A 23543-nucleotide genomic window follows, 5' to 3' on the forward strand; every position below is an offset into this window, starting at 1 on the left:
CCCCCGAGGCGCCCTTCACGGAACGTCGTGAGTCAGTCTTCGCAGGTCCCGGCGGTGGCACGGAACAGCTGGGCCGGCCGGCCCGCGAGCGGGCGGACCGAGACGGCGGGGTCGGCCGCGGGCAGCCACACCGACTGGCCGCGCAGCAGCTCGACCTGCTCCCCGTCCTCGGCCGTCACGAGCAGGTCGCCTTCGGTGCAGAGCAGGATCTGCGGGCCGGTGCAGTCGACCACGAGCTCGGTGTCGTCGCCGGCCTCCCACTGCATGCGCGAGAGCTCGAACTCCGGCGCGTCCGTGTGGTACACGGCCAAGCCCCGGCCGGCGCATTCCCCTTGCTGCACCGGCATCTCGCCGCACGCGAAGTCGACCACCCGCAGCAGCTCCGGCACGTCCACGTGCTTGGGCGTGAGGCCACAACGCAGGATGTTGTCCGAGTTGGCCAGGATCTCCACGGCCGTGCCCGACAGGTAGAGGTGCAGGTTTCCGGCCGGCAGGTAGATCGCCTCGCCCGCCCGCAGCGTCAGGCGGTTGAGCAGCAGCGCGGCCAGCACGCCGGCGTCACGCGGGTGCGCTTCGCCCAGCTCCAGGATCGTCCGGCACTCCATGCCGAACTCGCCGTGGTCGGCGACGTGGCGCACGCACGCGTCGAGGACCTCGGGCAGCAGCTCGTCGAGCGAGGCCTGCGGCAGCGTGATCCACGTGGTGAACAGCGCGCGCAGCCCCGCCGGGTCCGGCTGCGCTTCGAGCAGCCCGGTGTACTTCGCCAGTCCCGGCGTTTCGATGGCCTTGAGCAGCTTCACCGTGCGCTGCGGGTCGCGGAAGCCGGCCAGTGCGTGGAACTCCGTGAGCGCGCAGACGAGCTCGGGTTTCGCCGTCGGGTCCGGGTAGTTGCGGTTGGGCGCGTCGCGCGGGATGCCGAGGCGCTCCTCGCGTTCGTGGCCCTCGGCGGCCTGCGCGGCCGAGGGGTGCGCCTGCATCGACAGCGGCTCCTCGGCCGCCAGGATCTTCAGCAGGAACGGCAGGCGGCCGCCCCAGCGCTTCGCGCAGCGTTCGCCGAGCTGGCCGACCGGATCGGCGTCGACGAGTTCCAGGAGGCTCCGTTCGGTGCCGTCCGGCCCGAGCACACGGGACGGGTCGCCCGGGTGGGCACCCATCCACAGCTCTGCCTCGGGGTGCGGCGCCGGCACCGGACGTCCCTGCAGCTGCGGGATCGCGGTGCGCGATCCCCAGGCGTAGGGCCGTACGGCGTTGCGCAACAGCTCCACTGTCACCTCAACTCCCAATCCTTCCCATCGGCCGGAGCCGATGTCGTGCGGGCGGTGCCGTCCCCACGGCGCCCGTCCGCACTTCCTCCCCCTGATCCCGTGAGCCGTCAGGCGGTGGCCGGCTCGTACCTCCCGGCGCCACCGATGCTGCCCGCCGCGAGCCCGAGGTACACCGCGGCGAGCTCGAACCGCAACGCGAGCACCGCGGCCCGGACGATCTCGTCCGCTTCGAACTCCTCCGCGGGCGCGATCACGTCCGCGTCCGGGAGGAACTCCTCGGCCTGGAAGCGGGCCGCCTCCGCGGCGGGCCCGGTCCGCACCGAGAGCAACAGCACCCTCGTGGCGGTTCCACCGGGAGAGTCGTCCGGATCGGCGAAGATGTCACGCTCTTGGCCGCCCGATTGCGCAACTCTGCGAAGCGCGGGCCGCGCAAGCGCTTGCCGGAAGTCCTCCGCGTCGCACACCACGCCCGAATGAGCCGCGAACGCGTGCGCCGCGTGCTCCGCGACGGCCACCGCCACGGGGTCGAGACCCCACAGCAGCGGCACGCGGTCGGCGACGCGCAACGCGAGCGCCTTGGCCGGGTTCGCGAACGACTCGCGCGCGAGGTAGTCCTTCTCGGCTTCGAGGTCGAGCTGGTCGGCCAGCGCCTGCACGTCGGCCACCAGCAGACCCAGCGCGTTGGCCGTGAGCAGCCCGGCGGCGAGCCCGCGCGGGAACGCGAGCTCCGGCGGGACCGGGATGCGCGGCGCGAGCAGCACACCCTTGCCGGCCACCGAAGCGGCGACGGGACCCTCCGCCGGAGCCGACAGCACCACCGTCGCGCCGAACCGGGCCGCGCGCTCCAGCGACGCGGCCAGCTCGCGGTCACCCGCGTCGTCGGTGTGTGCGAACACGACGTCGAGCGCGCCGATCCACGACGGCACGATCTCGGCCACCACCACCGGCACCGGACACGTCGGCGCGAGCAGCGCCGCCAGCAGCCGCGTGAGCGTGCGGCTGACGCCGGGCCGGTCGATGAGGACCAGCGACCGCGGGCGTCCCAGGTCGAGCCGGTCGCTCAGCTCCAGCTCGGCCGCGGCCTCGGCAGTCGCCCGCACCTGCGCCCCGGCCATGGCGGCGGCACGCAGCAGCCCCGCGCTGTCCGCTTCGGCCAGGCGTGCGGGGTCGTCGAGCAGCGAATCGTCAAGCACTGTCGGCATGGCTGTCATCCGGCTCACCGGGAGTGTGGTCACCACTGAGTACCGCTTCGTCGAGAAGCAGCACCGGGATCCCGTCACGGACCGGGTACACCCGGCCGCACTCGGTACAGGTCAGCGCCTCGGCATCCGCGTCGTCCGGCGTGCCGGGACGCAGCGGTGCGTGATCCGGCGACGGGCACGCGAGGATCTCGAGCAGCTGGGCGTCAAGCGTGATGGCCATGGTTCCTCCATACCACGCGTAGGTGGGTCGCAACGGCACCTTCCGGACACAGTTCGCCTCGGTCGGTCCCCATCAGCGTGGCTTGCTCAGCCCCGGACAATTGCCAGTACATCGTCGGTCAGCGCCTCGACGGCGGCGCGGTCGGCGGCCTCGACGTTGAGCCGCAGCAGCGGCTCGGTGTTCGACGGGCGCAGGTTGAACCAGGCGCCGCCCGGGAGCTGCACGGTCAGGCCGTCGAGCTCGTCGATCTCGACGCCCGACTTGTCCGCATACGCGTCCTTCACGGCGAGCATGCGCGCGACCTGGTCGGTCACGGTCGAGTTGATCTCGCCCGAGGCCGCGTAGCGCGAGAAGTCCTGCGTGAGCGCGGACAGCGGGCCGTCCTGCTCGCCCAGCGCCGCGAGCACGTGCAGCGCGGCCAGCATGCCGGTGTCGGCGCGCCAGAAGTCGCGGAAGTAGTAGTGCGCGGAGTGCTCGCCGCCGAAGATCGCGCCGGTCCGGGCCATCTCCGCCTTGATGAACGAGTGGCCGACGCGCGTGCGCACGGGCTTGCCGCCGTGCTCGGCGACGATCTCCGGCACGCCCTTCGACGTGATCAGGTTGTGGATGACCGTGCCGCCCGGCTCCTTGGCCAGCTCGCGCACGGCGACCAGCGCCGTGATCGCGCTGGGCGAAACGGGCTCGCCGCGCTCGTCGACCACGAAGCAGCGGTCGGCGTCTCCGTCGAAGGCCACGCCGGCGTCGGCGCCGACCTCGCGGACCTTGGCCTGCAGGTCGACGATGTTCGCCGGGTCCAGCGGGTTGGCCTCGTGGTTCGGGAAGGTGCCGTCGAGCTCGAAGTACATCGGCACGATCTCGATCGGCAGCCCGGCGAACACGGTGGGCACGGTGTGGCCGCCCATGCCGTTGCCGGCGTCGACCACGACCTTGAGCGGCCGCGAGTGTGTGAGGTCGACGAGGTTGCGCAGGTAGGCGGCGTAGTCGCCCAGCACGTCGCGCTCGCTCACGCTGCCGGGTTTGCCCTCGAACTCGGGCACGCCCTGCTCGACGGTGTCGCGGATCTCCGACAGGCCGGTGTCCTGCCCGACGGGGCTGGCGCCGGCGCGGCACATCTTGATGCCGTTGTACTTCGCGGGGTTGTGGCTGGCGGTGAACATCGCGCCCGGCATGTTCAGCGAGCCCGAGGCGAAGTACAGCTCGTCCGTGCTGCACAGGCCGATCGACACGACGTCGAGGCCCTGCGAGGTCACGCCTTCGGCGAACGCCGCCGACAGCTGCGGGGACGAGTCACGCATGTCGTGGCCGATCACCACCGAGGGCGACTCGGCCTTGATGAGCAGCGCGAACGCGGCGCCGAAGTCGCGTACCAGTGACGCGTCGAGCTGCTCGCCGACCACGCCGCGAATGTCGTAGGCCTTCACGATGCCCGAAAGATCTGGCACGCCGTCTCCCCGCCGTCAGTTCTCGTCGCGGCGCCGGTCGCGCCGCGCGGAAAGCCTACCGGCGGGAGCGGGGCTCAGGCGCGCCCGGGGAGCACGCGGAGGTGGCCGCGCCTGCCGGACGGGCCCTCCGGCTCGGGCGGCGGCGCCGGCCGGTCCGAGCGGCCCGCCTCGCGGACGGCCTCGGCCAGCGCGGTCAGCTCGTCGGCCGACTGCTCCGGAGTGGCGAACGTGCCCTCGTGGCGCACGACTTCCCAGCCCTTCGGCACGGTCAGCCGCAGCGCGTGGGCCTCGCACAGGTCGTACGAATGCGGCTCAGAGGCAGTGGCGAGGGGACCGACGACGGCGGTGGAATCGCTGTACGCATACGTGAGCGTGGCGACAGCGGGCTCTGGACAACCCGTTCGCGAACATTTCCGTACGCTCCGCACGATCCAGAACGATAGCGCGTCGCCGCAAGGGGGCCCCGGCGACACGCGCGTGACCCTCGCGACCGCATAGACTTGCGCGGTGGCGACGGCTCGTGATTACCGACAGCGGCAGCGAATGCGGAGGGACCGGCACGGCCGGGGCCTGCGCGGAGCGCTCTACCCCGCGTCCCTGCCCGCCGCCGCGAGCCGGGCGGAGAAGTTCGACGCGCTCGTGCTCGACGCGCTGGAACCCATCGAAGCGCGGTGGCGCCACGAGCTGACCAAGCTCGACGTGGCGGTGGACGAAGTGCCCGAGGTGCGCCCGGACGGCCGCGCGCCGGCCGAGGGCGTGCTCCACGACGGCTCCGTTCCCCTGTCGCGCCTGGTCCCGGCCGGGGTCGACCGCGCGGGACTGCCCACGCGGGCGCGCATCGTGCTCTACCGGCGGCCGCTCGAGGCGCGGGCCAAGGACCCCGGTGAGCTGGCTGAACTCGTGCACGACGTGCTGGTGGAGCAGGTCGCGGGCTACCTCGGCGTCGAGCCGGACGTGATCGAAGGCGATTGACGCCCCGCCGCTCGGTGCGTTTGCCGCACGGGGTCGTCAGGGGCGTGGAGCGCGGCGCCGTGCGGGCACCGCGGTGAGCGCCGTGAACAGCACCGCGGCGAGCTGGGCGAGCAGCAGCAGCCCACGCTCGGTGCCCGGGAACGCGAGCGAAACCTCCGATGACTGCGGCGGGATCGACACCGCCACCTGGTGACCCCACGCGGGCACGATCGGCACGGCCTTGCCGTTCACGCTCGCCTGCCAGCCGGCCTCCTGCTCGGCGGCCAGCACCAGCAGCCGGCCGGTCGGGCCGGCGGAGGCGCGCACGCGGACGTCGGGCAGCCGCGCGTCCACGGGCGAAACCCCGGGTGACGCGCCGGGCGCGCCGCCGCCCGTGACAGCCGCCTTGGCCAGCTCCGGGGAGATCAGCGTGACCTCGCCGGCCTTCGGCAGGAGCCGGACCACGGGCCGGCCGTCGGACATCGGGGCCGCCGAGGTGACGAGGTCGCCGGCCAGCGAGACGAGGGCCCGCGGATTGCTGCCGGGCGGGAGGATCACGTACTCGACACCGGAGACGGCGGCCGCCGCGACGGCCGATTTGACCGCGTTGGCGTCGCCCGTGAGCAGGTCGCAGCGCCAGTTCGCGAGCCGGTCGGGCGTGCCCGGGGTCGGGGCGAGCTGGTCGTCGCCGAAGAGCGCGAGCCGGCCGCCGGTCTGCCGGGTGAGCCGGCCCAGGTCGAGCACCGCGCGACCGCTGCCGGCGAGGTCCGCGGCGACTTCCGGCGCGAGGGCGGCGCGCGGCTGGGCGGTGAGCGGGCCGTTGTGCCCGGCGCCGACGGCGCCGGCGGCCAACGCGATCAGCACCACCACCCCGGCGGCACCGGCGACCTTCGGCAGCCACGGCGCAGGCACGCTCGCCGAGCCGCCGCGTTGCCAGGTCGCGAGGACCGCCCACAGCAGCCCGGCGCCGACGACCAGCAGCGGCACGCCCGTGTAGCCGGTGGCGGCGGGACCGCCCTGCAGCGGCGGCACCGGGACCTGCCGCACGAGCACCACCGCGACGACGCCGAGCACGGCGAGCGCGAGGCCGCCGGCCACCTGCTTCGTCGGCCGGACCACGAGCGCCACGAGTGTGGCCGCCAGCACCGCGACCCCGATGGGCCACGCTCCGGGGCCACCCGGCGTCAGCCCGGCCAGGTCGGCCCCGGACGCGGGCGCGACGGGACCGCCGAGACCGTGCAGGAGCAGTTCGGGGTGCTTGAGCAGCACCGTCGGCCACGGCAGGAGCAGCACGAGCGGCAGGATCACCACGATCCCGACCGACGCGGCGCGGCGCGCCAGCCCCGTCGGCGCCGGGAGGACCACGAAGCCGAGCAGCAGGCCCACGAGCGCGAGGGCGTGCGCGAGCGGCGAGAACGCGCCGAGCACCGCGACGCCGAACGCCGACAGCGCCGAAACGTGCAGCCAGCGCGTGCCCGGGCGCGTCAGCAGCCGCGCGATTCCCGCGACGACCAACGGCAGCACGAGATGGACCACCACGACGTCGAGGCGACCTTGCGCGACCGACGCGGTGGCGGCGGGCAGCAGGGCGTACGTCGCCGCGACGACCGCGCGCACCCAGCGGCGCACGGGCAGCTTGCGCGTGGCCGCGTACGCGCTCAGCGCGGCGAGCGGGATGTCGCCGATGAGCAGGATCGCCACGAGCGCGGCCGGGCCGCCCACGGGCGCGAAGATCGCGCCGAGGGTGCCGAGCACGGGCAGCGTCGCGGGGGCGGGCGCGCCGGTGCCGCCCGCGACCGCGTGCCACGGCGCCAGGTAGGTGGACCAGAGGTCGCCGAGGCCGCCGACGGGCAGCAGCCCGCCGCCGGAGAGGTCCAGACCGAGCCGGCCGCGGTTGACCACGAAGGCCAGCGCCGTGAGCAGGACGACGAGGACCACGGGCGGGGCGAAGATCGTCGCGGCCAGCACGCGGCGGCGGTTCACCTCGACGAAGACGAGTCCGGGTTCACGGGCCGGCGCCGGGCGCGGTGCGGGTGAAGGCTTCGGGCCGTCGTCGGGCTCGACGACGGAGTCGTGCGGAGCTTCCTCGCGTTCCGGCGCTGTTTCTTGGCCCGGCGGCACGGCGACGGCCACGACCGTGCCCGGCCGCCGCAACCCCGAACCACGGGAACTCAAGCCGCGCAAGGCTCCCGCGGGCAACGCTTCGGGTCCGACGGGCCGCCGGTCCGCGGCGCCGAGCGCCTCCGGCGCGATCCAGGCCGGCTCCTCGGCGAGGCCTTCGGGGACCGTGCCGAGCGCGACTTCGCTCTCCACACCACGGCGCACGAGCCCGACGACGCCGGCGCGCAGGGCGTTGCGCAGCCGCGTGTACCGGCCGACGAACAAGCCGCGCACGGTGCCGGGGCGCGGCGATTCCCGCCGTTTCGCCCGCGCTGCCCGGAGTTTTCCCCGCCCGCTCGTGAGATAGGCGAGCGCGGAGAGTTCCGCGCGGGCTTCCGTCGCGCGCCTCAGCACGAAGAAGACGAGCGCGCGCAGCAGCAGGAGCACGGGCAGCCGGAGGAGCCCGAACCAGAACGAGAACGCCGAGCAGTTCACGAGGAACACGCGCAGCCCGTGCGCGCGGTTCACGGCGGAGAGCGAGCGGCCCGCCGCGTCAGGCGTGCGCCGGCCGGTCGAGAGGGCGCGCGCGTGGCGAACGCGGGCGGCGGGCACCGAGAGCACGAGCGCGCCGGCGGCGTTGGCGCGCCAGCCGAAGTCGAGATCCTCGCGCAGCAAGGAGAAGTCCTCGTCGAAGCCGCCGAGGGTGTCCCAGAGTTCGCGCTGCACCAACGATCCCGCGCTCGGTACGGCGAGCACCTCGCCGGGCTCGTCGCCGGGCGCGGCCATCTGCTGGCGGTGCCCGGACGCGTCCGTGGACAACCCCGCCTCCACGATCAGGCGCGGCTCCGCCCAGTCGAGCCCGAGCGGTCCGAGCACCTTCGCCGACGGCGCCGCTTCGGCGGCCTGCAGGAGCTGCTCGAGGCAGTCGGGTTCGGGCGCGCAGTCGTCGTGCAGCAGCCACAGCCACGCGCCCGGGTCGCCCCACCGTTCCACCGCGTGCGCCACGGCGGCCGCGATCGCCGCAGCGAAGCCAGTTTCACTCGAAAGAGTGATGACGCCGGACAGCACCGGCTGCGAATCGGGGCCCGCCGCGACCCCGCCCGGCTCGGCCGCCTCGGCGAGCAGCTTCGCGGTCAGGTCCGTGGACCCGGTGTCGACCGCGAGCACGTGCCGCGGCCGGACCGTGCTGCGCCGCAAGGAAGAAAGCGCGAGCGGCAGCCACTCTTCGCCGTCGTGACAGACCACAATGGCCAGAACGGGCAACGTCCTCACGAGCGACGGTGCGACGGTGCGGGTCAACAACCACTCCTGGTCAGCTGCGGGCGGGTGCGGTCACCCTACGGCCTCACCCGCGCACGCGGCGCCGGACCCGCACCCACCTTTTCTCCATCGCGGCCTCGAACGTTTCGTGCGGATCACACTGACGTCTCCGCCACACGCGTCCACGCCTCGGGACGCACCGACCACATGCGACACACCACGACGACGGCACAACTACCGTCGTCGCCCCACTTCGATCCCCACCGCCAGGCTGGGATTGGTCCGCGCCGAAACCCCACCACAACGGCAAGTTCCCCACGCACACTCCGATGACGCATGGCTACCCACGCGGTTGCCCGCCCAAACCTCGAAGTTTCACCGAAGCTCAAAACCCGCGGCCGCGACCTCGCCTCACGCCGAGCACCCGCCGGCCCAATCCGGCACCACACCAGCGAAAAACACCACGAAAGCGAGAGGGGCCGCGCACCGCACGGCCCCACCTCTCCCCTCGCAGAACCCACACCCAACAGCAAAGGTGACCACAGCCAGGGGTCCGGGGGCCCGCCCCCGGGCGGGGTCTGGGGGTCGCACCCCCAGGAAACACAGCGGGAGCGAGATGGTTCGCGCTTTCCGCGAACACACCTCTCCCCTCGCGAACGCCCCTCGCTAAATGGCGCGCTTTTTCAGCTTCCGCCGCTCGCGTTCGGACAGACCGCCCCAGATGCCGAAGCGCTCGTCGTGCGCCAGGGCGTACTCCAGGCACTCGTCCTTGACCTCGCAGCCGAGGCAGATCCGCTTGGCTTCGCGGGTCGAGCCGCCCTTCTCGGGGAAGAACGCCTCGGGGTCCGTCTGCGCGCACAAGGCGCGCTCCTGCCAATCCTGTTCCTCCTCGGTGGCATCGAAGAGGTCGGTCAGATCCCCCAGCTCCTGCTCAGGGTTCTCGCCCCAACCCACGACGTGCCCCCACTCCCTCTTTTCAGGCCTCGAGTCCGTCCTCGAGCCTTCCGCTTCCAACCGCACGTCCGCCTCCTCGCTCCTACGCACTCCCCAGGCTGGCGGTGGTGAAACGACATCCGCTGTCCCCTCTCGACAGCGAATGACATCACTGTGATTACACCCGTGTAGTGCGGTCAGGTCAAGCGGAGTAGCGAGTTCGGGGGATACCTCGGGCCGATCGCGCAAGGGGACACGCCGAAGACTTCACACCGGGCATACGGAAGACTGGTGGGGTGCAGAGATCAGCAGTGCGGCCCAGCCCGGTCTTCATCGGCATCCTCGCGGTCGCCGTCATCGGCGGAATCCTGGCCGCTTACGGTAATTCCCTGAGTCTCACGGGTGACCGGGACCCGCTCTACGTCACCGGTGTCGTACTCCTCGTGGCAGGTGGCTGGATCGCTTCGCTGACCCTGCACGAGTTCGGCCACGCCTTCGTCGCGTACCGCGGCGGCGACGCCGGGGTCGCCCAGAAGGGCTACCTCACGCTGGATGTGCGGCGCTACACCGACCCCGTGCTGTCGATCCTGCTGCCGCTGATCTTCCTCCTCATCGGCGGCATCCCGCTGCCCGGTGGCGCGGTGTGGATCAACCGCGGCGCGCTGCGCAACCGGGCCACCTCGTCGTGGGTCTCGCTCGCCGGCCCGCTGTCGAACCTCGGGGTGGGCGCCGCGCTGTGCCTCGTGGCGGCGCTGGTACCGATGTCACCCGGCTTGTTCTTCGGCCTGTCCTACCTCGCGCTGCTGCAGGTGATGACGTTCCTCATCAACATCCTGCCCATCCCCGGCCTCGACGGCTGGGGCGCGATCGAGCCGTACCTCTCACCACAGGCGCGGGCGTTCGGCGCGCGCGTGCGGCCGTGGGCGCCGCTGGTGCTCTTCGCGCTGTTCTTCGCGTTCCGCCCGCTGTCCGACGCGCTCTGGTACGTCGCCGGCCTGATCTTCGACGCGTTCGGCGGCAGCGGGCTGGCCGCGCAGCTCGGGCAGTCGGCGTTCCTCTTCTGGCGGTGACAGCGGCGGTCCGGCTCAGGGCGCGGGCGGGTTCGGCTCAAGAAAAAGAAGCCCAGTGCGAGTTGGTCATCAGCCACCCGTGCGCGCGCTTCCAGATCTGTTTGAGCCCCCAGCGCTCGCCGAGGTAGTCGCCGGCCGCGCCGACCACCGGGACGAGCCCGAGGGCCCGGTGGTAGAAGCGGCCACGCGGGCGCTTCTCCAGCTCCCCGGCGATCCCCCACAGTGACCGGCCGAGCCGCCACAGTGTCCCGGCGACGGCTTTCACCGTCACCTTGCCGTGGGCTCGTTCGGATTCCGTCAGTTCTTCGGTGAGCTGCGCGGCCGCACTGTCCTCTGCGGACTCGTCGGCGGGCTTGCCCGCGGCGAGCACCGGGTCGAGGTCGCGCTCGAACAGCACCGACGCGATCAGCCGCACCCGGCTGCCGACGTCCGTCACGCCGTACTCCCCCGCGATCGCGCACAGCAGCAACCCCTGCGACGCCGCGCCGAGCGTGTCCTGCACCGGCAGCCGGTCGGCGAGGGCGCCGCCGAGGCCGGGAATCGAGGTGAGCGCCGCAGTGAGCCTGCCGACGCGGTTGACCCACCAGCCGCAGCGCGCGTCGATGTCCATCCGGGTCCACGCGGCGGTGCCGGGCACCTTCACGGACGTGAGCGCGCCGAGCACCTTCTCCTTGAAGCCGTCGTCGCCGAACTCCTCGGCCGCCTCGGCCCGGCGGGCCCGCGCCTGCAAGCCGAACGGGTCCGCCTCGCGCAGCGCGTCGAGCACCGGCGCGCAGGCCCGGACGAACGGGCGCAGCACCGCGACGACCTGACGGTCCGAAATGGCCTCAGCCACGGACTTTGCCTTTCGCCGCGGCCGCGCGGCCGAGCCCGCCGCCGAGCACGAGCGCCGCCGGCAGCGCGCTGGCGCCGAGAAGCAGGATCGCCCGCCAGTCCTGCACGAGCACGAGGTCGCCGCCGGGCCCGGCGAAGCCGATGCCGAACACCACGACGACCCACACCACGAGCGGCACCCACGACAACCCCGGCCGCACGAGCTTCGCGGTGGTCAGCACCAGCCACGGCGTGCTGACCGCGCCGACGAGCGCCGTCAGCGGCAGCGGCACCTCCCCGAGCGAGCCGACGCGGAGCGGCAGGAAGAACACTTCGAGCAACGCCAGCAGCAGCGCGTCCAGGCACAGCAGGCCCAGCATCAGGCGCTGCTCGGAGCTCAGCGGGGCCGGCACGTCACAGCCCTCCGAACAGGTCGGTGTCCGCGCCGGCCGCGTCGCCGTGGGCGAGCACGAAGTACTCGGCGGGCGGGATCGGCTGCGCGATGTCGTTGGTGAGGGCGAAGTGCACGACCGCTCCGTCGACGACCGTCAGCTGCGTCTCGTGGGCGCGCAGGGCCGCGATCTTCGCCGGCAGGTGGGCCGAGGTGTCGAGCACAGTCGTGACCTTCTCATCCGCGGTGCCGGGGAGCTCGTCGTCCTCGGGTACCCGGAAGGGTGAGCCGCCATTCGCGCGCAGGCGCGCGAGCCCCGCGTCGACCGCGGCGCGGGAGTGCACCACGTGGAAGACGCGCTCGACGGAAGCCGCCCGCGGCGCCGCGGCCATGGTGACGTCGTGGGCCCGGATGTGGTCGGGGTGGCCGTAGCCGCCGAAGGAGTCGTAGGTGACGACGACCTGGGGTGCCAGCTCGTCGAGCAGCTCGGCCAGCTGGGCGGCCTGCTCGTCGAGGCTGCCGCCGGCGAACGCACGCGGATGCTCGGCGGCCGGCGTGCCCGCCATGCCCGAGTCGCGCCAGCGGCCCATCCCGCCGAGGTACTCGTGGCGCGTCACGCCGAGGGCGGCGCAGGCGGCCGCGAGCTCACCCGAGCGGTAGCCGCCGAGCTGGTCCGCGGCGTCGGAGGCCAGCAGCGCCAGCCGCGGCGGCACGATCTCGCCTTCCTCGCCGAGAGTGCACGTGACCACCGAGACCTCGGCGCCCTCGGCGGCGTACCGGGCGATCGCGCCGCCGGTCGTGATGGTCTCGTCGTCGGGGTGCGCGTGGACGAGCAGGAGCTTTCGGATCACGGCACCAGGTTAATGAACTCCGGCCGCGGGCCGGGCCGCGGCGTTCCGAGTCCCGGAACGTTCCGCGGCAGGGGTTCCGGCCACCCGGCGGAGGTGGCCCGGAAAGGTCCGGACACGCCCTGCGGCCCGCACTCCGGTAAACGGTCGCCACCGTTCACGAGATCAGGTTAATTCCTTGTCACTTCCGGTTTGTCACGGCTGTGTGACTAGTCCATTCGCGGGGTCCACAAAGAGGATGGCGTCGGTTATTGTCCCCCGAGCCGAATGACCCACCGAGCCGTGGCCGTCCCCGAACGAGGCCTGTGATGATCGAAGATTAGCTACCGTGAGTAGTCGATCAACCGCAGAACCCGTGGTGGAGATAGGCAAGACGAGATTGCTGTTCCATCACGATCTCACTGAGAGTGTCCGGATCGATAGTTTTGACGGCTGTCCACTGCCTAGGTTGCACGACTACGGTGAGCTAACTCGATTACATCGAAGCTTGCGGTCAGGAAGAGGTCGCCTCGCAAACCCGCGACGGCGTCGAGCAAGGAGAATGAATGTTAGTGACGACAAGGTCGCGCGCCGCGAAGCTCGGTGCGTTCGTCGCGGGCGCGGCCCTTCTGCTCTCCGCTTGTGGCGGCGGTGGCGGCGGCGGCAACAGCGCGGTGCAGACCGGGCAGGCATTCGCCGACTGCGACAAGAACGTGAACACCTGCAACTCGGCTCCGGCTGACCAGCTGCAGCAGGGCGGCGACGTCACGTACGCCATCGAGAAGAACATCCCGAACTGGAACGTCACGTCCGCCGAGGGCAACGTCTTCGAGACCGGCATGGTCACCAAGGGCATCCTGCCCTACACCTTCTACGCGACGCCTGACCTCAAGCCGGTCCTCAACAAGGACTTCGTGGAGTCGGCCGACGTCACCAGCACCAACCCGCAGGTGGTCGTCTACAAGATCAACCCGAAGGCGTCCTGGGACGACGGCACGCCGCTGTCGGCCGACGACTTCATCTACAACTGGAAGGTCCAGAACGGCAAGGACTGCCCCGACTGCGCCCCGGCCAGCACCTCCGGCTACGACCAGATCAAGTCGGTCGTCGGCTCGGACAACGGCAAGACGGTCACCGTGACCTTCACCAAGCCGTTCACCGACTGGCGCCAGCTGTGGAGCTCCTCGGGCGCCATGTACCCGGCGCACCTGGCCGCCCAGCACGGTGACACCAACACCCCGGCCGGCCTCGCCTCGTCGTACAAGTGGTTCGGCGACACCGTCCCGACCTGGTCCGGCGGCCCGTTCAAGATCTCGAAGTTCGTGAACAACCAGTCGGTGACCGAGGTTCCGAACGACAAGTACTGGGGCACGAAGCCGCTGCTGTCGAGCGTGATCTTCCGCGTCATCACCGACGCCACGCAGGAGCCCACCGCCCTGCAGAACAACGAAGTCCAGGTCATCTACCCGCAGCCGCAGGTCGACCTGGTCAACCAGGTCAAGAACATGCCGAACATCTCCTCCTACATCGGCCTGGGCCTCACCTGGGAGCACTTCGACTTCAACCTGAAGACCCCGGCACTGGCTGACAAGGCCCTGCGCCAGGCGCTGTTCACGGCGGTCAACCGCAAGGACATGATCGCCAAGACGGTCGGCCAGTTCACCAACAAGGTCGAGCCGCTGAACAACCACAACTTCATGCCGCAGCAGCAGGGCTACAAGGACGTCGTCTCGTCGACCGGCCAGGGCACTGGTGACATCGACAAGGCGAAGAAGCTGCTCACCGATGCCGGCTACACCATCACCGGCGGCCAGCTGAAGGACAAGTCCGGCAAGAACGTGGGCCCGTTCCGGATCCGCTACACCGTCGGCAACCAGATCCGCCAGGACGAGTGCGAGCTGTTCGCGCAGGCCGCCAAGCAGCTGGGCGTCACCGTCAACGTGTCGCCGACCGACGACCTGGGTGACACCACCACCAACGGCGACTACGACATCATCGTGTTCGCCTGGGTGTCCTCGCCGTTCCCGTTCGCGGGTGCCGTCCAGAACTGGGTCACCGGTCAGGGCAGCAACTACGGCAAGTACTCCAACCCGCAGGTCGACAGCCTGATCGCCGAGGCCAACGCCGAGACCGACCAGGCCAAGGCCACGGACCTGCTGAACCAGGCCGACCAGATCATGTCCAACGACGCGTACGTGCTTCCGCTGTACCAGAAGCCGACCTTCATCGCGGCCTCGGACAAGATCGCGAACATCCGCAACAACTCGACGCTCGACGCTCCGGTCTACAACATGGCGGAGTGGGGCATCCGCAAGTGATCACCACCCGGTAGATTCACGCAGGACACCACCGGTGAGGGGCCGGCAGTTTGCCGGCCCCTCACCGCGTGTTCGAACGTTTTGGTCCGCTTCGTCCCGAACTCCAGATTTGCCTCTCTCGTCGCCCGGCCCAGCCACCACAAGCGGCGGGTCCGCGGCAGAACCACCAGAGCAGGAAGACCTCCATGCTTGCCTTCGCACTGCGCCGGCTCCTCGTCTCGGTGCCGATCCTGATCGTGTCGACGTTCCTCGTCTTCGTGATGGTGTCGCTCTCAGCCAACCCGCTGAGCTACCTGATCCAGAGAAACCCGCCGCCGCCCCCGCAGACGATCGAGCTCGAGCGGATCCGCCTGCACCTCGACCAGCCGATCCTCGAGCGGTACTGGCACTGGATCACCGGCGTCCTCAGCGGTGACTTCGGCCCGTCGGTGCAGTCGAACCTCGACATCGGCCACGAGGTCTTCGTCCGCTTCGGCGTGACGCTGCGCCTGATCGTGCTGGCCATGATCGTGGCCCTGATCCTCGCCGTCGTCATCGGCGTGATCAGCGCGGCCCGCCAGTACTCGAAGTTCGACTACACCGCGACCTTCTTCGGCTTCCTGTTCCTGTCGATGCCGTCGTTCTGGTTCGCCATCGTGCTCAAGCAGATCGGCATCTCGATCAACACCTCCGTCGGCGACCAGATCTTCTACACGATCGGCTCCTCGTCGGTGATCACACCCGACGGATTCGGGGCACAGGTCGGCGACATCGCCGGCCACCTGATCCTGCCGACCATCTCGCTCGCGCTCACGAGCTACGCGGCCTGGAGCCGCTTCCAGCGCGCGTCGATGCTCGAGGTCCTCAACTCCGACTACGTGCGCCTCGCCCGTGCGAAGGGCCTGCCCCGCTGGACGGTGACCCGCCGGCACGCGCTGCGCAACGCGCTCATCCCGCTCACGACCGTGACCGCGCTGGACATCGGCGCGATCCTCGGTGGCGCCGTGGTGACCGAAACCGTGTTCCAATGGCAGGGCGCGGGCACGTTCCTGCTGAACGCCATCCGGCAGAGCGACGTCTACGCCGTGGAGGCGTGGCTGCTCATCGCCGCCACCTTCATCATCCTGCTCAACCTCATCGCCGACCTGCTTTACGGCCTGCTCGACCCGAGGATCCGCTATGCCTGACGAATCGACGACCGAACTGCCGACCGGCGCGGACTCTCGCCTCGACGTCGCGACCCAGCCGGACACCGTTCCCGAGCGCGAGTTCACGGTCAAGGAACGCAGCCAGGCCCAGCTGGTCTTCAAGCGCTTCCTGCAGCACCGGCTGGCGATGATCAGCCTGATCGTGTTCATCCTGATCATCCTGTTCGCCTACGTCGGCCCGCTGCTCTGGAAGTTCACGCCGGTCGACATCACCGAGGACAACTCCGCGCCGCCGTCGGGCACGCACCCGTTCGGCACCGACGCCGTCGGCCACGACACGCTGGCCCAGGTGATGCGCGGGACCCAGGTCTCGCTGCAGATCTCCGTGCTCATCGCGATCTTCGCGACGTTCGTGGGCACGATCTGGGGCTCGGTCGCCGGCTACTACCGCGGCTGGATCGACACGGTCCTGATGCGCATCGCCGACCTGATCCTCACCCTGCCGCTGCTCGCGGTCGCCGCGGTGCTCGCCCACCAGGTGGGTGGCACGTGGTGGCTGATTGCGGTGGTCATCGCCGCCCTGTACTGGGCCTACGTCGCCCGCGTCGCTCGGGGTGTCGTGCTCTCCTTGCGAGAGAAGGAGTTCGTGGAGGCGTCCAAGGCGCTCGGCGCGAGTGACGCCCGGATCATCTTCCGGCACCTGGTGCCCAACGCGCTCGGCGCGATCATCGTGAACCTGACGATCCTGGTGTCGATCGGCATCCTGCTCGAGACCGCGCTGTCGTTCATCGGGTTCGGTGTCACGCCGCCCGACACGTCGCTCGGCCTGCTCGTCAGCACCGCGCAGACAGCGGTCGACACCCGCCCGTGGCTGTTCTACTTCCCGGGCGTCTTCATCATCCTGATCGCGCTGACGATCAACTTCATCGGGGACGGCCTGCGGGACGCGTTCGACCCCCAGCAGACGAAGGTGCGCGCATGACCGAGTACGACTCCAACACACGCGGCGGTGATCCCGTCCTCGTGGTGGAGGACCTGACCGTCGAGTTCCCGAGCGGCGAAGGCCTCGTCAAGGCCGTGCGCGGCGTGAACTACCAGCTCCAGCGCGGTGAGGTGCTGGGCATCGTCGGCGAGTCCGGCTCCGGCAAGTCCGTCACGTCGCTGGCCATCATGGGCCTGCTGCCCCGCACGGCGCGGGTTTCCGGCTCGATCCGCTTCGGCGGCGTCGAGCTGCTGAAGGCCAGCGAGAAGGAGCTCAACAAGGTCCGCGGCAAGGGCATCGCGATGGTCTTCCAGGACCCGATGACCTCGCTGAACCCCGTGTACACCGTGGGCGACCAGATCGCCGAGGCGATCACCGCGCACCACGACGTGCGCAAGGACGTGGCCAAGAAGCAGGCGATCGACCTGCTCGACCTGGTCCGCATCCCGAACCCGAAGCAGCGCGCGGACGAGTACCCGCACCAGCTCTCGGGCGGTATGCGCCAGCGCGTGGTGATCGCGATCGCCATGGCCAACAACCCGGACGTGATCATCGCCGACGAGCCGACCACGGCGCTCGACGTGACCGTGCAGGCCCAGATCCTCGAAGCGCTGCAGGCGGCGCAGAAGGAGACGGGCGCGGCGATGGTGCTCATCACCCACGACCTCGGCGTGATCGCCGGCCAGGCCGACCGCGTGCACGTGATGTACGCGGGCAAGGTGGTGGAGTCCGGCAGCGTCGACGAGATCTTCTACACGCCGCGCATGCCGTACACGCTGGGCCTGCTGGGCAGCCTGCCCCGCCTCGACGTGAAGACCGAACGGCTCACGCCGATCACCGGCTCGCCGCCTGCCACGCAGAACATGCCGCCGGGCTGCCCGTTCAGCCCGCGCTGCCCGCTGTCGCAGGACATCTGCGACAAGGAGGAACCGCCGCTGGTGGCGGGCCCCGGCTCGCAGTTCGCGGCCTGCCACTTCACCGAGCAGGTCATCGGCCGCGACCCGGCCGAGCTGTTCAGCGCCACCTCGGCCGACACGGCAGCCGTCCCGGTCACCGTCGACGCCGCGACCGACACGGAGACGATCTGATGAGCGAGGCAACGGCGACCCGGACGCCCGTCCTCTCCGCGCAGAACCTGGTCAAGCACTTCCCCATCCGCGGCGGCGGCATCGTCCGCCGCACGACGGGCGCGGTGCAGGCCGTGTCGGACGTGTCGTTCGACATCTACCCGCACGAGACGCTGGCGCTGGTCGGCGAGTCGGGCTGTGGCAAGTCGACCACCGCGCGCGTCGCGCTGGCGCTGCAGCCGCTGACGTCGGGCAAGGTCACCTTCGAGGGCCGCGACCTCGGCACGATGGGCAAGCGCGAGCTGCAACGGCTGCGGCGCGAGATGCAGATCGTGTTCCAGGACCCGTACGCCTCGGTGGACCCGCGGCTGCCGGTGAACGAGATCATCGCCGAACCGCTGCGCATCCACGGCCTCTACGACAACGGTGGCCGCCAGCAGGTCCGTGACCTGATGAAGACCGTGGGCCTGCGCCCGGAGCACGGCAACCGCTTCCCGCACGAGTTCTCCGGCGGCCAGCGCCAGCGCATCGGCATCGCCCGCGCGCTCGCGCTCAAGCCGAAGGTGCTGGTGCTCGACGAGCCGGTGTCGGCACTCGACGTGTCGATTCAGGCCGGTGTGCTCAACCTGCTGAAGGACCTGCAGGCCGAGTTCGGGCTGTCGTACCTGTTCGTGTCCCACGACTTGTCGGTCGTGCGCCACGTGTCCGACCGCATCGCGGTGATGTACCTCGGCAAGATCGTGGAGACCGCGGCGGCCGAGGACCTCTTCAACAGCCCGACGCACCCGTACACCCAGGCGCTGATCTCGGCGATCCCGGTGCCGGACCCGCGCAAGGAACGCACCCGCCAGCGCATCGTGATCACCGGCGACGTGCCCAGTCCTGCGAACCCGCCCTCGGGCTGCCGCTTCCGCACCCGCTGCCCGAAGTTCGCCAACGAGATCGACGACGCGGGCCGCAAGAAGTGCAGCACGGAAGAGCCGCTGCTGATCGACCACGGTCAGGGCCACCCGACGGCTTGCCACTTCGCGGAGAGCCTGCAGCTGATCTGAACCGTCTTGACGAGAACCGCCCCGGTGCCACGTTGTGCGCGCCGGGGCGGTTTCGTTGTGAGGCAGAGGAGCGATACGTGATCACGGACCCCACGCTCACCCGGATCGGCGAGGCGGTGCAGCGCGGTCACAGCGGCGACCGGGCAGGCGCGCGCCAGGTGTTCGCCGAGATCTGGGCCGAAATCGGTGGTGAGCGAGGAGACCCGCTGCACCGGTGCACGCTCGCTCATTCGATGGCCGACGTGCAGGACGACGTCCGGCAGGAGCTGCTCTGGGACGAGCGCGCGCTGGCGGCCGCCGGCCAGCTGACGGACGCCCGCATGGCGGAGGCCGGATTGACGCTGTCGGTGGCCGCGTTGTCTCCGTCGTTGCACCTCAACTTGGCCGAGTGCCACCGCAAGCTGGGCGACCTCGACCGAGCCCGTGAGCACCTGCGTGAAGCGGAGGCGACGATCGGCGCGCTCGGCGGCGACGAGTACGGGCAGCTGATCCGGCAAGGCCTGCAGCAGATCGCGGATCGGCTGCGCTGACCACGGCCGTTCGGAACGGTGCTCAGCTCGTGCCGCGCGTCCAGTTCACCGCGGAGCCGAACGGGCCCAGCATCGGCGGCCCCGGCGTCAGGCCCGAGATGCCCTTGCCGACGGCCAGGGTCTCGGCTTCCTGGAACAGCGGGATCACCACGTTCTCCGACCACAGGTCCGGTTCGAGCGTCTTCAGCGCGTCCGCCAAGGTCGTCGAGCCGGTGAGGGCCGAGTCGATCGAGGCCTGGCGGCTCTCGTCGCACAGGCCGGCGGAGTTGGCGGGCACGACGGGCTTCGTCGGGTCGGCTGTGGCCTGGTCGGGAGCGCAGCCGAAGGTCGACGCGAGCACCGTGGCCGGGTCGCCGCCGACGGGCTGCGGGACCACGGCGATGTCGACGCCCACGTTGCCGTTGGCGTCGGGGCCGGCTTGTTGCTGGCCGTTGAGCACGGGCATGGCCAGCAGCGTCGAGAACAGGTCACGCGGCTCGGGCTGGATGGTGTTGACCTGCACGCCGCCCGCGATGAGCTCGTCGGAGAGCTCCTTCGCGATCGACGCGTAGGGCTCCTCTTCGCCCGGCGACGCGATGACCAGCGACAACGTCTTGGTGCCCTTGCGCCACACGCCGGCTTCCTTGGTGTAGCCGGCGGCCTTGAAATAGCCCTCGGCCTTCGCCAGGTCCGGCGCGGCGGGCGGGCCGGCCGGGATGGTCGGTGCGTAGCCGGCGCCGGTGGGCGGGATGACCTGCGCGTCGGCCTTCAGCGCGGCGGCGGGGCCGCCCATGGCGCCGGCCGTGATGAGCTTGCCGCGGTCGAGCAGGGCCGCGACACCCTGGCGCACCTGCTTGTCCGACAGCACCGCGCTCACGGGCCGCAGCAGCACGGTGGCCTCCGTGGGCCGCGGCAGCGTCGTGAGCTTCACAGCCGAGCCGAGGTCGTTGAGCAGCTGCAGGCCGTTGGCGTCGGTGCGGGTGAGGGAGAACTGGTCGTTTCCGCTGCGCAGCGCGGTCGCGATGCCGGACGGGTCGGAGCGGCGCAGGATCAGCGTGTCGACGGCCGCGGGCTTGTCCCAGTAGCGGTCGTTGCGCTGCAGCGTCACCTCACCGCGGGCGGTGTCGATGGTCTTGATCGCGAACGGTCCCGCCACGGCCGGGAAGCTGGTGGCCAGCGCGGCCTGCCAGCCGCCCGGGGCGTCCTTGAGCAGGTGCTGCGGGAGCAGGTTGTCGAACAGCGTCTGCCAGGCCGGGTACGGCTTGCTGAAGGTGACCTCGACGCCCTTGCCGCCGTCGCGCGACTCGATGTTGCTGATGAGCCGGTAGCCGGCGGGCTCGATCACGCCGGGCTGCGACTTCATGGCGTCGGCGAGGTAGGTGAAGTCCTCGGTGGCGATCGGCGCGCCGTCGGACCAGGAGGCTTCGGGGCGGATCTCGTACTTCACCGTGAACGGCATCTGCGACACGACCTCGGCCGAGGTCATCAGCGTCTTGTCGAGCGTGCGCTTGCCGTCGTCGGACTGGCGGAACACCGACGGCAGCAGCAGCTGCGACAGCGCGGAGGTGACCGTGGACGAGTCCGCGAGCGTGTGGGGGTTGTAACCGCCCACGACGTCGTCGACGCCCACCACGATCTGCGACGCCGTGGGCTGCGCCGGGGTGCTCGACGTGGGCGCCGTGGTCACCACCGGTGGCGGTGGCGTGTTCGAGCACGCGGCGAGGAGCGCCCCCGCGAGCGCCAGCACCGGCGCCGCCTTGCGTCCCATCCGCACGCGTACCCTCCCGATTTCCCGTGGTCCGAGCCGACATGCTGCCACGCCGGAGCCTGCTCGGCACCGAGATTCCCACATCCGGCCGGACCGGCCGACACCGGAGTGGATACCGCCAACCGGTGGACGTGCGGGAACCCCGCCTGGTTCCCGTTCGTGATCAGCGGCGCGGCATCGTGACCGGCGCGCGACCCGCCCGGTGAACGCCGAAGGGCGCCCCGCCCCGGTGAGGGGAGAGGCGCCCTTCGAGAAGAACCGTCAGCCGTTCTCGCGGCTCTTGGCGCGCGAACGCTCCTTGGCCCGGGTGTTGATGTCCAGCGTGACCTTGCGGACCCGCACGACCTCCGGCGCGACCTCCACGCACTCGTCGACCGAGCAGAACTCCAGGGCCTCTTCCAGACCCATCTTGCGCGGGCGGGCCAGCGTCTCCATCACGTCGGCGGAGGACTGACGCATGTTGGTCAGCTTCTTCTCCTTGGTGATGTTGATGTCGAGGTCCTCGAAACGCGGGTTCTCGCCCACGACCATGCCCTCGTACACCTCGGCGCCCGGCTCGACGAAGAACGTGCCGCGGTCGGCGAGCTGGATCATCGCGTACGCGGTGACGGGGCCGGTGCGGTCGGCGACCAACGAGCCGCTGTGGCGGGTGCGGATCTCGCCCGCCCACGGGAAGTAGCCCTCGAACACGTGGTTCGCGATGCCGGTGCCGCGGGTCTCGGTGAGGAAGTCGGTGCGGAAGCTGATCAGGCCGCGCGAGGGGAGCACGTACTCCAGCTTGATCCGGCCCGTGCCGTTGCCGCTCATGTCCTCCATGCGGCCCTTGCGCGCCGCGAGCAGCTGCGTGATCGCGCCGAGGTGCTCCTCCGGCGAGTCGATGTACAGGCGCTCGAACGGCTCGTGCAGCTTGCCGTCGATCGTGCGCAGCACCACCTGCGGCTTGCCGACGGTCAGCTCGAAGCCTTCGCGGCGCATCTGCTCGACCAGGATGGCCAACGCCAGCTCGCCACGGCCCTGCACCTCCCAGGTGTCGGGGCGCTCGGTCGGCAGCACGCGGATCGAGACGTTACCGATCAGCTCCTGGTCCAGACGCGCCTTCACCAGGCGCGCGGTGACCTTGTCACCGCCGTTGCGCCCCGCCAGCGGCGAGGTGTTCACGCCGATGGTCATCGAGATCGCGGGCTCGTCGACGGTGATCCGGGGCAGCGCCACCGGGTTGTCGGCGTCGGCCAGCGTGTCGCCGATCGTGATGTCCGGGATGCCGGCGATGGCGACCAGCTCACCGGCGCTCGCCTCGGTCGCGGGCACGCGGGTGAGCGCCTCGGTGACGAGCAGCTCGGAGATGCGCACGTTCTGCACCGTGCCGTCCTCGCGCATCCAGGCCACGGTCTGGCCCTTGCGCAGCTTGCCGGCGTGGATGCGGATCAGCGCGATGCGGCCGAGGAAGTTGGACGCGTCGAGGTTGGTGACCAGCGCCTGCAGCGGCGCGTCGAGGTCCGCGGCGGGCGGCGGCACGTGGCGCAGCAGCGTGTCGAACAGCGGGTCGAGGTTCTCGCTCTCGGGGATCTCGCCGTCGGCGGGCTGCTCCAGGCTCGCCTTGCCGGCGCGCGCGGAGGCGTAGACCACGGGCAGGTCGAGGATCGCGTCGTGGTCGGCGTCCTCGATGTCGCTGGCCAGCTCGAGCAGCAGGTCGTGGGTCTCCTCGACGACCTCGGAGATGCGGGCGTCCGGGCGGTCGGTCTTGTTCACGACCAGGATCACCGGCAGGCCGGCCTCGAGGGTCTTGCGGAGCACGAAGCGGGTCTGCGGCAGCGGGCCCTCGCTCGCGTCGACGAGCAGCACCACGCCGTCGACCATCGCCAGGCCGCGCTCGACCTCGCCGCCGAAGTCGGCGTGGCCCGGGGTGTCGATCACGTTGATCGTGACCTGGCCGTCGGGCGTCTGGCGGTGGATGGAGGTGTTCTTCGCGAGGATGGTGATGCCCTTTTCGCGTTCGAGCTCACCGGAGTCCATGACGCGGTCGACGAGCTCGGCGCGTTCGGCGAAGGCGCCGGACTGCCGGAGCATGGCGTCGACCAGGGTCGTCTTGCCGTGGTCGACGTGTGCGACGATGGCGACGTTGCGCAGGTCGGGCCGGGTCTTGCCGGACGCGCGGCCGGTTTCGACTGCGGTGGCGCTGGCTGCGGGCACGCGAAGACTCCTGAACTACGAAGGCGGGTGGGTGGCCGCGTCGCGGGCGGAGCGGT

Annotated in this window: 20 protein-coding genes; 8 read left to right on the forward strand and 12 right to left on the reverse strand. The window is 70.9% G+C overall.

Going from position 1 to position 23543, the window contains the following annotated elements:
- Positions 1-32: 32 nt before the first annotated feature.
- The 5 genes from manA to AB0K15_RS16700 all read right to left on the reverse strand — a co-directional run bounded on the left by manA (position 33) and on the right by AB0K15_RS16700 (position 4557).
- Positions 33-1265: a mannose-6-phosphate isomerase, class I gene (gene manA / locus AB0K15_RS16680; RefSeq protein WP_364050912.1), complete on the reverse strand. Its 1233-nt coding sequence runs from the start codon at positions 1263-1265 to the stop codon at positions 33-35.
- Positions 1266-1372: 107 nt separating this feature from the next.
- On the reverse strand, positions 1373-2467 hold the full coding sequence (locus AB0K15_RS16685) for a hypothetical protein (protein WP_364050328.1): 1095 nt from the start codon (positions 2465-2467) through the stop codon (positions 1373-1375).
- Positions 2451-2687: a Trm112 family protein gene (locus tag AB0K15_RS16690; RefSeq protein WP_220244051.1), complete on the reverse strand. Its 237-nt coding sequence runs from the start codon at positions 2685-2687 to the stop codon at positions 2451-2453. The genes AB0K15_RS16685 and AB0K15_RS16690 overlap by 17 nt, the downstream gene beginning before the upstream one ends.
- 86 nt (positions 2688-2773) lie before the next feature.
- The gene (locus AB0K15_RS16695; protein ID WP_364050332.1) at positions 2774-4129 is read right to left on the reverse strand and encodes a phosphomannomutase/phosphoglucomutase; all 1356 of its coding nucleotides are present in this window, start codon (positions 4127-4129) and stop codon (positions 2774-2776) included.
- 74 nt (positions 4130-4203) lie between these two features.
- Positions 4204-4557 (reverse strand): DUF3499 domain-containing protein, encoded by a 354-nt coding sequence (locus AB0K15_RS16700; protein WP_204093559.1) that lies wholly within the window; start codon positions 4555-4557, stop codon positions 4204-4206.
- A gap of 115 nt (positions 4558-4672) precedes the next feature.
- On the opposite strand from AB0K15_RS16700, the gene AB0K15_RS16705 reads away from it, so the two are divergent.
- Entirely contained in the window at positions 4673-5101 is a 429-nt protein-coding gene (locus AB0K15_RS16705) for a metallopeptidase family protein (RefSeq protein ID WP_220244053.1), read from the forward strand.
- A gap of 36 nt (positions 5102-5137) precedes the next feature.
- On the opposite strand, the gene AB0K15_RS16710 is transcribed toward AB0K15_RS16705, so the two are convergent.
- Entirely contained in the window at positions 5138-8479 is a 3342-nt protein-coding gene (locus AB0K15_RS16710) for a glycosyltransferase family 2 protein (RefSeq protein ID WP_364050336.1), read from the reverse strand.
- A gap of 627 nt (positions 8480-9106) precedes the next feature.
- Positions 9107-9364 (reverse strand): WhiB family transcriptional regulator, encoded by a 258-nt coding sequence (locus AB0K15_RS16715; RefSeq protein ID WP_220247102.1) that lies wholly within the window; start codon positions 9362-9364, stop codon positions 9107-9109.
- Between the two features lie 320 nt (positions 9365-9684).
- Here AB0K15_RS16715 and AB0K15_RS16720 point away from each other — a divergent pair, with 320 nt between their 5' ends.
- Positions 9685-10443 carry a site-2 protease family protein gene (locus AB0K15_RS16720; protein ID WP_364050916.1) on the forward strand — a complete coding sequence of 253 codons (759 nt, stop codon included), beginning with the start codon at positions 9685-9687 and terminating at the stop codon, positions 10441-10443.
- A gap of 37 nt (positions 10444-10480) precedes the next feature.
- Here the strand turns inward: AB0K15_RS16720 and AB0K15_RS16725 are convergent, their stop codons facing one another.
- The 3 genes from AB0K15_RS16725 to mshB are packed head-to-tail and all read right to left on the reverse strand — an operon-like array spanning position 10481 to position 12498.
- A complete protein-coding gene (locus tag AB0K15_RS16725; RefSeq protein ID WP_364050339.1) occupies positions 10481-11278 on the reverse strand; it encodes a hypothetical protein in 798 nt (265 codons plus the stop codon).
- Positions 11271-11636: a hypothetical protein gene (locus AB0K15_RS16730; protein WP_364050919.1), complete on the reverse strand. Its 366-nt coding sequence runs from the start codon at positions 11634-11636 to the stop codon at positions 11271-11273. Before AB0K15_RS16730 ends, AB0K15_RS16725 begins: the two co-directional genes overlap by 8 nt.
- 34 nt (positions 11637-11670) lie before the next feature.
- On the reverse strand, positions 11671-12498 hold the full coding sequence (mshB, locus tag AB0K15_RS16735; RefSeq protein WP_364050342.1) for an N-acetyl-1-D-myo-inositol-2-amino-2-deoxy-alpha-D-glucopyranoside deacetylase: 828 nt from the start codon (positions 12496-12498) through the stop codon (positions 11671-11673).
- Between the two features lie 542 nt (positions 12499-13040).
- On the opposite strand from mshB, the gene AB0K15_RS16740 reads away from it, so the two are divergent.
- The 6 genes from AB0K15_RS16740 to AB0K15_RS16765 all read left to right on the forward strand — a co-directional run bounded on the left by AB0K15_RS16740 (position 13041) and on the right by AB0K15_RS16765 (position 19550).
- A complete protein-coding gene (locus tag AB0K15_RS16740; RefSeq protein ID WP_364050345.1) occupies positions 13041-14792 on the forward strand; it encodes an ABC transporter family substrate-binding protein in 1752 nt (583 codons plus the stop codon).
- A gap of 185 nt (positions 14793-14977) precedes the next feature.
- Positions 14978-15958: an ABC transporter permease gene (locus AB0K15_RS16745; RefSeq protein ID WP_364050348.1), complete on the forward strand. Its 981-nt coding sequence runs from the start codon at positions 14978-14980 to the stop codon at positions 15956-15958.
- Positions 15951-16901 carry an ABC transporter permease gene (locus AB0K15_RS16750; RefSeq protein WP_364050350.1) on the forward strand — a complete coding sequence of 317 codons (951 nt, stop codon included), beginning with the start codon at positions 15951-15953 and terminating at the stop codon, positions 16899-16901. The genes AB0K15_RS16745 and AB0K15_RS16750 overlap by 8 nt, the downstream gene beginning before the upstream one ends.
- On the forward strand, positions 16898-17989 hold the full coding sequence (locus AB0K15_RS16755; RefSeq protein ID WP_364050353.1) for an ABC transporter ATP-binding protein: 1092 nt from the start codon (positions 16898-16900) through the stop codon (positions 17987-17989). The genes AB0K15_RS16750 and AB0K15_RS16755 overlap by 4 nt, the downstream gene beginning before the upstream one ends.
- Positions 17989-19020, forward strand: coding sequence for an oligopeptide/dipeptide ABC transporter ATP-binding protein (locus AB0K15_RS16760; RefSeq protein WP_364050356.1), 1032 nt, complete (start codon positions 17989-17991; stop codon positions 19018-19020). Before AB0K15_RS16755 ends, AB0K15_RS16760 begins: the two co-directional genes overlap by 1 nt.
- 77 nt (positions 19021-19097) lie before the next feature.
- Positions 19098-19550, forward strand: coding sequence for a tetratricopeptide repeat protein (locus AB0K15_RS16765; RefSeq protein WP_364050359.1), 453 nt, complete (start codon positions 19098-19100; stop codon positions 19548-19550).
- 22 nt (positions 19551-19572) lie between these two features.
- On the opposite strand, the gene AB0K15_RS16770 is transcribed toward AB0K15_RS16765, so the two are convergent.
- Together AB0K15_RS16770 and typA are read right to left on the reverse strand one after the other, a co-directional pair.
- Positions 19573-21297 carry an ABC transporter family substrate-binding protein gene (locus AB0K15_RS16770; RefSeq protein ID WP_364050362.1) on the reverse strand — a complete coding sequence of 575 codons (1725 nt, stop codon included), beginning with the start codon at positions 21295-21297 and terminating at the stop codon, positions 19573-19575.
- A gap of 261 nt (positions 21298-21558) precedes the next feature.
- Complete coding sequence (gene typA, locus AB0K15_RS16775) at positions 21559-23487, reverse strand: translational GTPase TypA (protein ID WP_364050365.1); 1929 nt, start codon at positions 23485-23487, stop codon at positions 21559-21561.
- Positions 23488-23543 lie beyond the last annotated feature (56 nt).

The sequence above is a fragment of the Amycolatopsis sp. NPDC049253 genome, assembly GCF_040678995.1.
Taxonomy (GTDB): Bacteria; Actinomycetota; Actinomycetes; order Mycobacteriales; family Pseudonocardiaceae; genus Amycolatopsis.

Coding starts and splice junctions, on each gene's coding strand:
- AB0K15_RS16770 (WP_364050362.1), bottom strand. CDS start 21,297: ATGGGACGCAAGGCGGCGCCGGTGCTGGCGCTCGCGGGGGCGCTCCTC.
- AB0K15_RS16730 (WP_364050919.1), bottom strand. CDS start 11,636: ATGCTGGGCCTGCTGTGCCTGGACGCGCTGCTGCTGGCGTTGCTCGAA.
- AB0K15_RS16740 (WP_364050345.1), top strand. CDS start 13,041: ATGTTAGTGACGACAAGGTCGCGCGCCGCGAAGCTCGGTGCGTTCGTC.
- AB0K15_RS16755 (WP_364050353.1), top strand. CDS start 16,898: ATGACCGAGTACGACTCCAACACACGCGGCGGTGATCCCGTCCTCGTG.
- AB0K15_RS16760 (WP_364050356.1), top strand. CDS start 17,989: ATGAGCGAGGCAACGGCGACCCGGACGCCCGTCCTCTCCGCGCAGAAC.
- AB0K15_RS16745 (WP_364050348.1), top strand. CDS start 14,978: ATGCTTGCCTTCGCACTGCGCCGGCTCCTCGTCTCGGTGCCGATCCTG.
- AB0K15_RS16685 (WP_364050328.1), bottom strand. CDS start 2,467: ATGCCGACAGTGCTTGACGATTCGCTGCTCGACGACCCCGCACGCCTG.
- AB0K15_RS16690 (WP_220244051.1), bottom strand. CDS start 2,687: ATGGCCATCACGCTTGACGCCCAGCTGCTCGAGATCCTCGCGTGCCCG.
- AB0K15_RS16750 (WP_364050350.1), top strand. CDS start 15,951: ATGCCTGACGAATCGACGACCGAACTGCCGACCGGCGCGGACTCTCGC.
- AB0K15_RS16705 (WP_220244053.1), top strand. CDS start 4,673: ATGCGGAGGGACCGGCACGGCCGGGGCCTGCGCGGAGCGCTCTACCCC.